The sequence below is a fragment of the Paenibacillus sp. 1-18 genome, assembly GCF_000520755.1.
Classification (GTDB): Bacteria; Bacillota; Bacilli; order Paenibacillales; family Paenibacillaceae; genus Paenibacillus; species Paenibacillus brasilensis.
In genome coordinates, this window is record NZ_ASSB01000266.1 from 1 (window position 1) to 13,292 (window position 13,292).

12 protein-coding genes and 1 pseudogene are annotated in these 13,292 nt (G+C 46.4%); 12 read left to right on the forward strand and 1 reads right to left on the reverse strand.

Annotated features, from left to right (window positions below):
• The 5 genes and pseudogenes from L693_RS28230 to L693_RS0116765 form a co-directional block, all read left to right on the forward strand.
• Window positions 1-419: pseudogene (locus L693_RS28230) on the forward strand (DNA ligase); the annotation flags it as partial.
• Complete coding sequence (locus tag L693_RS0116750) at window positions 416-730, forward strand: EscU/YscU/HrcU family type III secretion system export apparatus switch protein (protein ID WP_025718447.1); 315 nt, start codon at window positions 416-418, stop codon at window positions 728-730. The pseudogene L693_RS28230 and the gene L693_RS0116750, both read left to right, overlap by 4 nt.
• Complete coding sequence (locus L693_RS0116755) at window positions 715-1,098, forward strand: YraN family protein (protein WP_025718448.1); 384 nt, start codon at window positions 715-717, stop codon at window positions 1,096-1,098. Before L693_RS0116750 ends, L693_RS0116755 begins: the two co-directional genes overlap by 16 nt.
• A gap of 171 nt (window positions 1,099-1,269) precedes the next feature.
• A complete protein-coding gene (locus tag L693_RS0116760; RefSeq protein ID WP_025718450.1) occupies window positions 1,270-1,821 on the forward strand; it encodes a nitroreductase family protein in 552 nt (183 codons plus the stop codon).
• A 165-nt stretch (window positions 1,822-1,986) separates the two neighbouring features.
• Complete coding sequence (locus L693_RS0116765; protein WP_025718452.1) at window positions 1,987-3,723, forward strand: YifB family Mg chelatase-like AAA ATPase; 1,737 nt, start codon at window positions 1,987-1,989, stop codon at window positions 3,721-3,723.
• A 354-nt stretch (window positions 3,724-4,077) separates the two neighbouring features.
• On the opposite strand, the gene L693_RS0116770 is transcribed toward L693_RS0116765, so the two are convergent.
• Entirely contained in the window at window positions 4,078-4,506 is a 429-nt protein-coding gene (locus tag L693_RS0116770) for an organic hydroperoxide resistance protein (RefSeq protein WP_025718453.1), read from the reverse strand.
• 147 nt (window positions 4,507-4,653) lie between these two features.
• On the opposite strand from L693_RS0116770, the gene L693_RS0116775 reads away from it, so the two are divergent.
• From L693_RS0116775 to hslV, 7 genes are all read left to right on the forward strand, one after another.
• Window positions 4,654-5,124, forward strand: coding sequence for a MarR family winged helix-turn-helix transcriptional regulator (locus L693_RS0116775; protein ID WP_025718455.1), 471 nt, complete (start codon window positions 4,654-4,656; stop codon window positions 5,122-5,124).
• 336 nt (window positions 5,125-5,460) lie between these two features.
• Window positions 5,461-6,621, forward strand: coding sequence for an ADP-forming succinate--CoA ligase subunit beta (gene sucC / locus L693_RS0116780; RefSeq protein WP_025718456.1), 1,161 nt, complete (start codon window positions 5,461-5,463; stop codon window positions 6,619-6,621).
• A 49-nt stretch (window positions 6,622-6,670) separates the two neighbouring features.
• On the forward strand, window positions 6,671-7,600 hold the full coding sequence (gene sucD / locus L693_RS0116785) for a succinate--CoA ligase subunit alpha (protein ID WP_025718458.1): 930 nt from the start codon (window positions 6,671-6,673) through the stop codon (window positions 7,598-7,600).
• A 228-nt stretch (window positions 7,601-7,828) separates the two neighbouring features.
• Window positions 7,829-8,947, forward strand: a complete 1,119-nt coding sequence (dprA, locus tag L693_RS0116790; RefSeq protein WP_025718460.1) for a DNA-processing protein DprA — start codon at window positions 7,829-7,831, stop codon at window positions 8,945-8,947.
• Window positions 8,948-9,234: 287 nt separating this feature from the next.
• On the forward strand, window positions 9,235-11,337 hold the full coding sequence (gene topA / locus L693_RS0116795) for a type I DNA topoisomerase (protein ID WP_025718462.1): 2,103 nt from the start codon (window positions 9,235-9,237) through the stop codon (window positions 11,335-11,337).
• 27 nt (window positions 11,338-11,364) lie between these two features.
• Window positions 11,365-12,705: an FADH(2)-oxidizing methylenetetrahydrofolate--tRNA-(uracil(54)-C(5))-methyltransferase TrmFO gene (trmFO, locus tag L693_RS0116800; protein WP_025718464.1), complete on the forward strand. Its 1,341-nt coding sequence runs from the start codon at window positions 11,365-11,367 to the stop codon at window positions 12,703-12,705.
• Window positions 12,706-12,731: 26 nt separating this feature from the next.
• A complete protein-coding gene (hslV, locus tag L693_RS0116805; protein WP_025718466.1) occupies window positions 12,732-13,274 on the forward strand; it encodes an ATP-dependent protease subunit HslV in 543 nt (180 codons plus the stop codon).
• Window positions 13,275-13,292 lie beyond the last annotated feature (18 nt).

Consider the following 13,292-nt stretch of genomic DNA (forward strand, 5'->3'; position numbering starts at 1 on the left):
CGGACCGGACGGCTCCTTTTGCACAAGTACACATGTTTATTCCGTTTGTCGGACCAGACGGTCGTGAAACAGCTGCAATTCAGATTCAGTCTCGTCGTGGCAAACGGGGGGAGCTGGATTCATCCAACTGTCGTCTTTGGTTTGATTTGGACATGAAGGGGCTTGGACCGACGTTAGTGGATGTACAAGTCGTGGACCGGATTGTGAGTCTCAAGCTCCATAATGATCAGGAGTGGGCCGCTTCGCTGTTAACCAGCGGGCGTGAATCCATAAATGCGGCGCTGGAGTCATTAGGATACCAGCTTCTATCGCTTCGTACCGAGCCTATGCCCATCAGAACTGAACCGGACAGTCCCGTCTCTTCCGAGGTACAAAGCTATGTACCCCAGCCGTATAAAGGAGTCGATCTTAAAATATGAAAGAGCCGTTGGAAGCTCCCTCTCCTTCCAGGAAGAAGGCGGTCGCTCTTAAATATACGCCCGGTGAGAACGAAGCACCGCTTGTCGTTGCCAAGGGGAGCGGCCGCATTGCAGATAGCATTTTAGAAAAAGCCAAAGAACATGGTGTTCCCGTACAGGAGGATGCTGCGCTGGTTGAGGTATTGTCCAAGCTTGATTTGGACGAACAAATTCCTGCGGAGCTCTATCAGTTGGTAGCAGAAGTTCTTACCTATATATACCAAATGGATAGGCTTGCTCCGAGGGATGATGGGGGATGGGAAATGAAATGAGGGCCGGAGGCAAGGATCAGCGAAAAGCTAGAGGGACGATGGGTGAACAAGCAGCGGCTTTATTTTTGGAAGACCTGGGTTACCATATCATAGCGCGTAATTGGCGTTGCCGAAGCGGTGAACTGGATTTGATTGCCAAGCAGGAGGACACATTTGTATTTATTGAAGTACGTAGTCGAAGCAGCTCCAAATATGGAACCCCAGCAGAATCGGTCACCGCACGTAAAATAACCCAGGTTCGCCAAACAGCCGCTGTATATTTATATATGAATGGGATTGGAGATGCTCCAATCCGTTTTGATATGCTGGCTGTACGATTGACCGAGGAAGCGGCTGTTGTTACGGACCATTTCATTGATGCGTTCTAAAATGTGTTCTAAAAGGGGCGAGAACCTTATTATAAGGTTAACAGGCGAACTTGAAATTCCATATATACAGGTTGACAGAAAGGAAAGCTAACGGTATATTCTATTGATAATGGTTATCATTTTCATCATCTAATGGATATCTGAAAGTTGTATCTATGAAGGAGGATATACGTGACAAAGCAGGCTTTTAGTGAACATGTCATAGATGTAATTCAGGAACGCCGCACAATTAAAAAATTCAAAGCTGATTCCATTCCGGTGGACACCATCCAAGAACTGCTGGACATCGCTGTATGGGCTCCTAATCATAAAATGCGTGAGCCGTGGCGTTTTTTGCTGTTTGCTGGTAAAGGGCGGAAAAAGCTTGCAGAAGCTATCGCGGCCGATGTGGGTAAGGATAACAAGTTTGAGAGCGGTATTTTGCACAACCCCATTCAGCTTTTAGTTGTGCTGGAAGAAGATCCGCGTCAGGCGGTTTGGGATGAGGATTTTGCAGCGGTCAGCGCTCTTGTGCAAAACTTTATGCTTGCTGCATGGAGTAAGGGAATCGGAACGTTTTGGGTGACAAAACCATTTTTGTATTCGCCTAAATTCCGTGAACCCTTGGGAATTCAACCGGGTGAAAAGGTTATCGGGATGATCTATGCAGGCTATCCTGAGGTTATCCCTGAACCAAGACCACGTACATCGGCAGCTGATAAGCTGACCCTGTTTGACAAATAATCTGTGGTCAGATAATCTTAATTAAGACTTATAAAAGCCTGCTTTGGAATTGAATTTTGGAACATTATATTTGCAATGAATGAAAATTTGGAAGCACCTTTTTTCATATATGCAATGATTCCTATTTGGGAGACATTTCAATATGAGGAGAGGTGCTTTTTTGTTATGTATGGAAAACTGCACGGAGCTTGTTTGTATGGAATAGATGGTGTTCTGATTGAGGTAGAGACGGATTTGTCCAATGGCTTGCCACAGACTGCCATTATCGGATTGCCGGATTCGGCGATTCGGGAGGCAGTAGAGCGTGTGCGAGCAGCAATCAAAAACTGCGGCTTCAAATATCCGTCCCAGCGTGTAACGATTAATTTAGCCCCTGCTGATTTGCGTAAGGAAGGCTCGGCTTTCGATCTTGCTATCGCTTTGGGGTTGCTGACAACCAGTCGACAGGTTGTTTTACCCGTAGGGGAAAGGACGTTATTTATTGGTGAGCTGGCGTTGGATGGTAGCATTCGTCCTGTGAACGGGGTGCTGTCCATGGTTGATCTTGCTAAGCGAGAAGGGTTCCATTCGGTGCTGCTTCCTGAGGAAAATGCGAGGGAGGCCCGTCTGATCACGGATATACGTATTTACGCTATTCGTCATCTGGCAGACCTCATCCCGGTTAAAGATCATGAACAAAGCACTGTCGGGGGTCAAGCGACTGATCTAAGTTCTCATTCTGTACCTCATCCAGCTTACGATCAGGATATGAACGAAGTCACGAATCAAATGACAGACCAAGCCTCTAAATCAGCTATGAACCACATTGCGAAGTCTAGTCCAGAAAAGCCTACAGTCAGACAACAGGTGATAATTCATTCCTATGACCATTTAACTCAGGCAGAGCATGTATCGCTGCGTGAGGAACAAGAGATCATCAGCAGTATGGAGGATTATAGCGATGTGCTTGGCCAGCTACACGCCAAACGTGCGTTGGTTATCGCTGCGGCTGGAATGCATAATATCATTCTTATGGGACCACCAGGTGCCGGAAAAACGATGCTTATCCGCAGGCTGCCGTCCATCCTGCCGCCCTTGACTGAAAAGGAGGCGCTAGAAGTGACCAAAATATACAGTGCCGCCGGGAAGTGGAAGGAGTCATCGCCCCATCTGATGAACATTCGACCCTTCCGTTCTCCTCATCATACGATTTCTGCTGCTGGATTGGTGGGGGGTGGAGGTATCCCAAAGCCGGGAGAAATCAGCCTTGCCCACCGGGGAATTTTATTTCTGGATGAGCTGCCTGAGTTTAGCCGCCATGTACTAGAGGTGCTGCGTCAGCCGTTGGAGGACCGCAATGTTACAATCAGTCGATCACGTGCTGTTTTTAAATATCCGGCGCATTTTTTACTTGCCGCCTCCTTAAATCCATGTCACTGTGGCTTTTTCGGCAGTGACATGGAACATCAACGTTGTACCTGTTCACCTTCTGCGGTAGCCCGCTACCGTTCGCGTATTTCCGGTCCGCTACTGGATCGGATTGATCTTCAGCTTGAAGTATCGCAGCCGAAGGATTGGCGGGAGGAAAAGGAATCGTTGTCGTCGGCTGAAATGCGAAGGCAGGTGCTGGCTGCACAGGCGATACAAATCCGCAGATACGGCAAGCTTTCTTTTTCATGGAATAGTGAGTTGTCGGGGCAGATGCTGCGTAAATATGCGGTATTGGAACAGAGCGCGGCTGAGCTGCTCAATCAGACGATGGATGCACTTGGTTTAAGTATGCGTGCATATGATCGAATTCTCAAGCTGTCTCGTACCATTGCGGACTTAAATGAGTCAGAAAAAATCAAAGCCTCGCATGTTGCCGAAGCTATTCAATATCGGAATATGGACAGGGCAAGCGCTAGTATTACCGAGGACTAATATGAAATAAAGTGGTTGCACTCCATCATTTTTTAAATAAACAACTTTGCATGTCGAATTGGAGAAATATAAGGGCAAAAAAAAGCTCCAGACGCAAAGTTCTGGAGAAGTAAAAAAAATTATGACAATGTGATTATACTATAAGTATATCAAATTCGTATATACGATTATGCATCATCTACCATGTTACTTGATGGAAAAAACATTAGCTATGAGCCCTCTGATGAGCAGGCAGCCGAAGGGATAAAAAGCCTCTCAACCGGGAACGGCTAAGAGGCTGTGCTGTGAATTCGTTTATTCATAATGTTGAATCAACTAGAGAAGAAACTGGCCTCCTGCTCAATAAAATCTCAATTACAGGACGTTCAGCTTCACTTCAATATTTCCGCGGGTAGCGCGGGAGTATGGACATTGGTCATGTGCGCCTTCTACCAGTTTTACTGCTGTCTCATGGTCTACACCTTTAACCAGTACGTCAAGATTCACTCCAATACCGAAGCCGCCGTCTTCCACTTTACCGAATTGGACTGTAGCTGTTACTTCGGTACCTTCGTGCTTAACACGTTGCATACGGGCAACCATATTTAAAGCACTGTCAAAGCAGGCGGAGTACCCTGCCGCGAACAATTGCTCCGGATTTGTTCCTGCACCGCCTGCGCCACCCATTTCTTTTGGCGTATCAATATTTAAACGAAGTTCAGGGGAGGAAGACTCAATATATCCGTTACGGCCACCAACCGCTTTTACTGTTGTTTCATACATTTTTTGTTGAATGGTCATCATAATCCAATCACTGCCTCTCGCTCAATTTATATTTTATACAATTTAATTTAACAAAATAATTATTACTTGTAAAGTATTTTGTGCAATTAGCATGTATTTTGCTATATAATGTGTTAAAATAGTGACGAAAGTAGGTGATCTTACAACATGGACCATAATCATAATGAAGGTGCAGCATTAAAACTTGATAATCAGTTATGTTTTGCCATATATGCGTGCTCCAGAGAGATCACGAAGCTGTACCAGCCCTATCTGGATAAGCTTGGTGTGACGTATTCACAATATTTGGTGCTCATCGTGCTCTGGGAGCGTGAAGAATGTACTGTGAAGGAATTGGGTGAAGCGTTGTACCTGGATTCCGGCACACTGACTCCGCTATTAAAGAGATTGCAAAACGCCGGGTTGATTGATCGCAAGCGTTCGACTCAGGATGAGCGAAAAGTGCTGATTTCTTTGACGACAGAGGGAAGTGCATTGCGAGAAAAAGCTCTATCTGTACCGGGATGTATTCAGGAAAAAACGAATATGACCCACGATCAATTTGGTTCGCTTCTACTGCAGTTCAATGATCTGTTGGATCGTGTCCATCAGGCGAATGCGAAAATTGAAAAATCATAGTAGGCACTTTCAGTTACAATTAAAATCTGATTGCATAAGTCGAGCTTAGCTGAAAGAAAGAATGCCTGATAAAATAAAGTGCCTCTCAATGGTGGATGAGTAACCATTTTGAGAGGTCCTTTTTTTGTGTACCTTTATATTAAAATGTTTAAAAATAAATACCCATTAATATCCAAACATTCGATTTTGGGAATGATAATGATATCAAAATACTGTAATTCATAAGGTTAAATTATAAGGAAAGCGTTTTAAAAACATGTTACAATGATGTAGGTTTAGTATAGATTTCCTTGTGAACCACCCTTGTTGCAGTCATGTTGATAGGAGGATTCCAGAATGAATATCCATGAATATCAGGGTAAAGAAGTATTAAAGCAGTACGGAGTGGCTGTACCGAATGGCAAGGTTGCCTATACGGTGGAAGAAGCCGTAGCCGCAGCAGAAGCGCTTGGAAGCGCTGTTACGGTGGTAAAAGCACAAATTCATGCTGGTGGACGTGGTAAAGCGGGTGGCGTGAAGGTAGCCAAAGGCTTGGATGAGGTGCGAACATTTGCCTCTGAAATTTTGGGGAAGGTGCTGGTGACGCATCAGACCGGACCTGAAGGTAAAGAGGTCAAACGCCTTTTGATAGAGGAAGGCTGCGATATTCGCAAAGAATACTACGTCGGTGTTGTTGTAGATCGTACAACCGGACGTATCGTGATCATGGCCTCGGAAGAAGGCGGTACGGAAATTGAAGAGGTAGCTGCGGCTACTCCGGAGAAGATTTTTAAAGCAGTCGTTGACCCAGCGATTGGGCTTCAAGTGTATCAGGCCCGGAAGCTGGCTTATGACATTAACATTCCTAATGAGCTGGTAAACAAAGCAGTCAAGTTTATGCTTGCATTGTACGAGGCTTTTGTGGACAAGGACTGTTCGATTGCAGAAATTAATCCTCTAGTCGTTACAGGTGATGGGAATGTAATGGCACTGGATGCCAAATTGAATTTCGATTCTAATGCGTTGTTCCGCCACAAGGATATTTTGGAGTTGCGTGATTTGGATGAAGAGGATGAAAAGGAGATTGAGGCATCCAAATACGATCTGAGCTATATCGCCCTCGACGGAAATATTGGCTGTATGGTCAATGGTGCTGGCTTGGCGATGGCAACGATGGATATTATTAAATATTACGGTGGCGATCCTGCCAACTTCCTGGACGTAGGGGGCGGTGCGACGACGGAAAAGGTCACCGAAGCGTTTAAAATCATTTTGGCTGATCCGAAGGTAAAAGGTATTTTCGTGAACATTTTCGGCGGAATTATGCAGTGTGACATTATTGCGAACGGTGTTGTGGAGGCTGCCAAGCAATTGGGGCTGACTCGTCCGCTTGTTGTCCGTCTTGAAGGGACGAATGTCGGGTTGGGCAAACAGATTTTAGCGGAATCCGGGTTGAATATCGTGGCAGCTGATTCCATGGCGGATGGCGCACAAAAAATCGTTGAACTTGTTCAATAGCCTGTTTGCATTCCGATATGCCGAATAAACGATAGGGGATGTGAAGATCGTGAGTATTTTGGTCGATAAGCATACAAAGGTGATTACACAGGGGATTACGGGAAAAACGGCGTTGTTTCACGCTAAGGGTGCGCTTGATTATGGCACACAGATGGTAGGAGGCACCTCTCCGGGTAAAGGCGGCACTGAGGTGGAAATTACACTGGAGAATGGACAACAGGTCAAGTTGCCGGTGTTTAACACAGTGAGCGAAGCAAAGGAAGCTACGGGTGCAACTGCGAGCGTTATTTACGTACCGCCGGCTTTTGCAGCGGATTCCATTTTGGAAGCCGTGGATGCGGAACTAGATCTCGTCATATGTATTACCGAGGGCATCCCGGTGCTGGATATGATCAAGGTCAAACGTTTTATGGAAGGTAAAAAAACTGTTCTGATTGGCCCGAACTGTCCTGGTGTTATTACGCCGGGTGAGTGTAAAATCGGCATCATGCCTGGTTACATCCATCTGCCAGGACATGTAGGTGTTGTGTCACGTAGTGGTACATTGACCTACGAGGCAGTGCATCAGCTGACAACCCGGGGCATAGGACAATCTTCCGCGGTTGGTATTGGCGGTGATCCTGTGAAAGGTTCTGAATTCATTGATATTTTGCAACGCTTCAATGAGGACCCCAAAACTCATGCTGTTATTATGATCGGGGAAATCGGTGGTACTGCCGAGGAGGAAGCTGCCGAGTGGATTCGGGATAATATGACAAAGCCGGTGGTTGGTTTTATCGGCGGTGTGACTGCACCTCCGGGCAAACGAATGGGGCACGCTGGTGCCATAATTTCCGGTGGGAAAGGGACAGCCAAGGAGAAGATTGCTACACTTGAAGCCTGCGGGATCAAGGTGGCACCGACTCCCTCCGAAATGGGCTCGACGCTGGTTAGTGTGCTGGAGGCACGTGGAATTTTAAATTTGTGTACGACACATTAAATCGTGTTTCTTCATTAATATGCGGGCTGTAAAACAAATCGAAATTTGTTGCCTGCTAGTGTATAATGAAGGAAAGGTAAGCAACCTTTTTGTCTTCTGAAACAGGGGATGAAAAGGTTGCTTTTCTTTGCGTTGAGACAGGCTTGCAAGGGAAACGCTTGCAAAATGATTCAATGTGCCACAAAATAAGGGAGGGTTCACTCTTCCCGTGAATGGGGGAACCGCAGGTTGGAAGAAAGATGGCTTTTGGTAGGTTTACATGAACTAGAGGGAATCGGAAGGAAAACAATTCAGCGTATTTGGTCGAGTGATTATCGACTGCACGAGCTGCTGGATTTTAGTGAGCAGAAATGGATGGAGATAGGATTAAGTTCTGCTCAGGCTCGACTAGCGGCACAGTGTTACAACGAAGAATGGGTTCATGAACGATATCAGCAAGTTCAATCCGGTGATATTGGAACGATAACTTATGTAGACGAGGATTATCCCTTATTAATGAAGGAAACGATTGACCCACCTTGGGTAATGTATACAAAAGGGGATAAATCACTTTTGCATACGTGCGCTGTAGCCATAGTAGGAACCCGCGTTCCTACTGCTTATGGACGCAGAGCAGCGGAGATACTAACAGAGGGATTGTGTAATGCTGGGATTACAGTGGTTAGTGGATTGGCGAGAGGAATCGACAGTATTTGCCATGAAACAGCGTTGCGCCGGGGAGGAAACACAATTGGTGTGCTTGGAACAGCGATTGATCAAATTTATCCGCCCCAAAATGCGTCTTTATTTGCAGAGATGGCAAGCAGAGGCTTGATCGTATCAGAGTATCCACCAGGCACGAGGTCGCATCCGGGAATGTTTCCGCAGCGTAACCGGATTATTGCCGGCTTGACGAAGGGGACGCTTGTCGTCGAAGCAGATGCAAGAAGTGGCTCTCTGATTACAGCGGACGCTGCACTGGAGGCAAATCGAGATGTGTTTGCTGTTCCCGGACCGATTACGTCACCGAAGAGTAGAGGGACGCTGAATCTGATTAAGCAAGGGGCCAAAACGGTCACTGAAGCTTCGGATATTATCGAAGAGTATGCAGCAGATTTGCGTACAAGTGATGTTTCTTCATACAATAGAGAGCAGGGCCTCAATGCAAGTGAGATCTCGAAAACACCAGAAAGTGAAACTCCCGAGGAGAATCGTGTCGTGTTGTTGCTGGAACAGGGGACCATGACATTGGATGAACTGCTTGAAGCCACTGGATGGGATTTTGGACTTTTACACGCAGTTCTGTTATCGTTAATCATAAAAAAAAGGATCGCCCAGCTGGCGGGCACAAAATACAAGCTTATTTAATAGTTGATTTTGCAAAGTCCTTAGTTGGTAATTGTACAATTTCAATTTTAAACATCAGGTGGAGGGAAGTACTGCATTCATCCGCACCGCGGGTTCCTGCTCCCTCCGCACTTCCTGAAATGTGTTGAATTTATAGCTCGTACTAGCGCGAAGCATTGAATTTGAATCTTGAAAAGCAGCAGCAATTGTAAGATCAAATCTATCGCGCAGCTTCTCACGAACTATAGCTCACCACATTTCAGGAAGACTATCCTATTCATGTATGTAATCGAGAGGAGGAAAGGCCTATGGCGGATTCACTCGTCATCGTGGAATCGCCTTCCAAGGCGAAGACGATCGGCAAATACTTAGGCAGCAAATATATCGTCAAGGCTTCCATGGGTCATATCAGGGATTTACCGAAGAGCCAGATCGGCGTAGAGGTCGAAAATGATTTTAATCCCAAATACATTACCATTCGAGGTAAAGGCTCAATTCTAAAAGAATTAAAGGATGCCCGAAAAAAAGTAAAAAAAGTATATCTGGCGGCTGACCCGGATCGCGAAGGCGAGGCTATCGCTTGGCATCTGGCACATGCGCTGGAACTGGACGATACAGCGGATTGCCGTGTTGTATTTAATGAAATTACAAAGCAGGCTGTTAAGGATGCTTTTAAAACACCACGTAAAATCAATATGGATCTGGTCAATGCCCAGCAGGCCAGACGTATCCTGGATCGGCTTGTCGGATATAAAATCAGTCCGCTTCTGTGGAAAAAGGTAAAGAAAGGTCTATCCGCAGGTCGTGTGCAGTCCGTTGCGGTGAAAATTATTTTGGATCGGGAGACCGAGATAAGTGAGTTTGTACCGGAAGAATACTGGACGATCACAGCCAAGCTAGCTATTAAGGATAGCACCTTTGAAGCAAAATTCCATAAGCTGCGCGGTGAAAAGAAAGAGCTTTCCAGCGAAGCAGACGTACAGGAGGTATTGGAGGCGATTGGCAAATCGTCCTACAAGGTACGTGATGTGAAGGAGAAAGAACGTCTGCGCAATCCTTCTCCACCCTTTACAACAAGTTCATTACAGCAAGAGGCGGCTCGAAAGCTTAACTTCCGTGCATCCAAAACGATGTCTGTAGCTCAGCAGCTATACGAGGGTGTTGATTTGGGTAAAGAAGGAACCGTGGGTCTGATTACGTATATGCGTACGGATTCCACACGGATCGCCGCTTTGGCTCAAGAGGAAGCAAAGGAAATCATCATTCAAAAATATGGCGAAGATTTTGTGCCAGAAAGTCCTCGTCAGTATTCCAAAAAATCGGCCAACGCTCAGGATGCGCATGAAGCGATTCGTCCAACCTCCGCCTTGCGTGATCCGGAAACCGTTAAGCCGTTTATGAGTCGGGATCAGTTCCGGTTGTACAAACTGGTATGGGAACGTTTTATGGCGAGCCAGATGGCTTCCGCTATTATGGATACCTTGTCTGTTGATATTGAAGCAGGTGAGACGATATTCCGGGCAGCCGGTTCTAAGGTTCGTTTTCCAGGCTTCATGAAAGTGTATGTAGAGGGGAATGACGACGGTAAAACCGAAGAAGATAAGCTGCTGCCACCACTTCAACCGGGCGATAAGCTCAAAAAAGAATCGGTTGAACCCAAGCAGCATTTTACACAACCGCCTCCTCGTTATACGGAAGCACGACTGGTCAAAACGCTGGAAGAATTGGGTATAGGACGCCCGAGTACGTATGCACCTACGCTGGAGACCATTCAGAAGCGCGGTTACGTCGCTATTGAGGAGAAGAAGTTCTTCCCTACAGAGCTGGGGGAATTGGTTATTGAGCAGATGGAGGAGTTCTTTCCTGAGATTCTGAATGTGGAGTTTACAGCCAATATGGAAGATGATCTTGACCACGTAGAAGAGGGAGAAGGAAATTGGGTTAAAGTCTTGAGTGATTTTTACGAGTCATTTGAGAAGCGTCTGGAAGTGGCAGAGGAAGAGATGAAGGAAATTGAGATCAAGGATGAAGTGTCTGATGTCATCTGTGATAAATGTGGCAGCCCAATGGTGTATAAGCTAGGCCGCTTTGGTAAATTTCTGGCCTGCTCTGCCTTCCCGGATTGCCGCAACACAAAGCCGATTGTCAAGGATATCGGGATCACTTGTCCTACATGCGGTGAGGGCCATGTCGTTGAACGACGGAGTAAAAAAGGACGTGTATTCTATGGTTGTGACCGCTACCCGGAATGTGATTTTGTATCGTGGGATAAACCGTCCATTAAGCCTTGTCCAAGCTGTAGTGGTCTAATGGTTGAAAAACGAACGAAACAGGGAACGAAGCTCAACTGTACCGTCTGCGATCACAGCGAAATGCTGGAAGAGAGCGATGAGAGTGTAGAGACTTCATAAGAACAACAATAGCAGGGGGATTTAAACGTGAGTGAAATGCAAAAGGTAACGGTCATCGGGGCAGGTTTGGCGGGCAGTGAAGCTGCTTGGCAAATTGCAAGCCGTGGAGTACCTGTTAAGTTGTATGAAATGAGGCCGGTGGTAAAAACACCGGCACATCATACAGATAAATTTGCCGAATTGGTGTGCAGTAATTCCTTACGTGCGAACGGCCTAACGAACGCGGTAGGCGTGCTGAAGGAAGAAATGAGAATGCTGAATTCCTTGATTTTGAGCGCAGCGGATCGTCATGCTGTTCCAGCTGGTGGCGCGTTGGCAGTGGATCGTGACGGATTTTCCGGCCATATTACAGATACGCTTCATCAGCATCCGCTGATTGAGGTCGTAAATGAAGAGCTACAGGAAATTCCACAGGATGGCATTGTGGTCATTGCAACGGGGCCTTTAACTTCTCCGGCTTTGTCAGAACAGATTAAATCGCTGATGGGAGAGGAGTATTTTTATTTTTACGATGCTGCAGCTCCGATTGTCGAAAAGGACTCCATTGACATGAGCAAGGTTTATCTGGCTTCCCGTTACGATAAGGGAGAAGCAGCTTACTTGAATTGTCCAATGAACGAGGCAGAATTTGACGCTTTTTATGAGGCCTTAATTACGGCAGAGGTGGCACAGGTTAAGGAATTTGAAAAAGAAATATATTTCGAGGGCTGTATGCCTATCGAAGTGATGATGCAGCGTGGAAAACAGACGGCATTGTTCGGACCCATGAAGCCAGTTGGCTTGGTAAATCCACATACAGGCGAACTGCCGTATGCAGTTGTTCAGCTTCGTCAGGATAACGCTGCAGGCACGCTGTATAATCTGGTTGGTTTCCAGACTCACCTCAAATGGGGGGAGCAAAAACGTGTATTTTCCATGATACCGGGACTCGAAAATGCAGAGTTTGTACGTTATGGTGTCATGCATCGTAATACCTTTATTAATTCTCCTCAGCAGCTTCATCCAACTTATCAATTCAAGGGGAGAAGCAATTTGTTCTTTGCCGGGCAAATGACTGGCGTAGAGGGGTATGTAGAGTCAGCAGCTTCAGGTTTGCTCGCGGGAATGAATGCGGCACGTGCGGCACGTGCACAGGAAATGTTTGTATTTCCTGCAGAAACGACACTGGGCAGCATGGCGCGTTATATTACGACCGCAGATTTCAAGCATTTTCAGCCGATGAATGCAAACTTCGGTCTGCTGCCTAAACTGGAGACACGAATTCGCAATAAGAAGGAAAAAAACGAAGCGCTCGCTAATCGCGCGCTGGAAAGCTTGCGCCGTTACATTGGTGAAACGGGAGTTATGTCAGCTGAAGTACAGGCATAAGGATGAAGGAAAAGGAGGAGCGCGTTATGGATATGTCCTTTCATGCTACCACCATCTGCGCTGTACGCCACAATGGCAAAGGAGCTATTGCGGGTGATGGACAGGTAACGTTCGGTAACAGTGTTGTAATGAAGCAGACGGCTAAAAAAGTACGCAGACTGTATCGCGGGCAGGTTGTTGCAGGATTTGCGGGTTCGGTGGCCGATGCCATCACATTATTTGAAAAGTTTGAAAGTAAGCTGGAAGAGCATCACGGCAATTTGCAACGGGCTGCTGTGGAACTGGCCAAGGACTGGCGACAGGATCGTATTCTGCGCAAGCTGGAGGCGTTGATGATTGTAATGGATGCCTCCGGGATGCTGCTCATCTCCGGGGGTGGAGAAATTATCGAGCCGGACGATGATGTGCTTGCGATTGGCTCAGGTGGTAATTTTGCATTGGCAGCCGCTCGGGCGTTCAAACGTCATGGAACTGATATGGATGCAAAGGATATGGCACGGGAGGCTTTAGAAGTCGCTTCAGAAATATGCGTATATACAAACAATCAGATTATCGTGGAAGAACTGTAAATCGGCTCTGAGTATTCA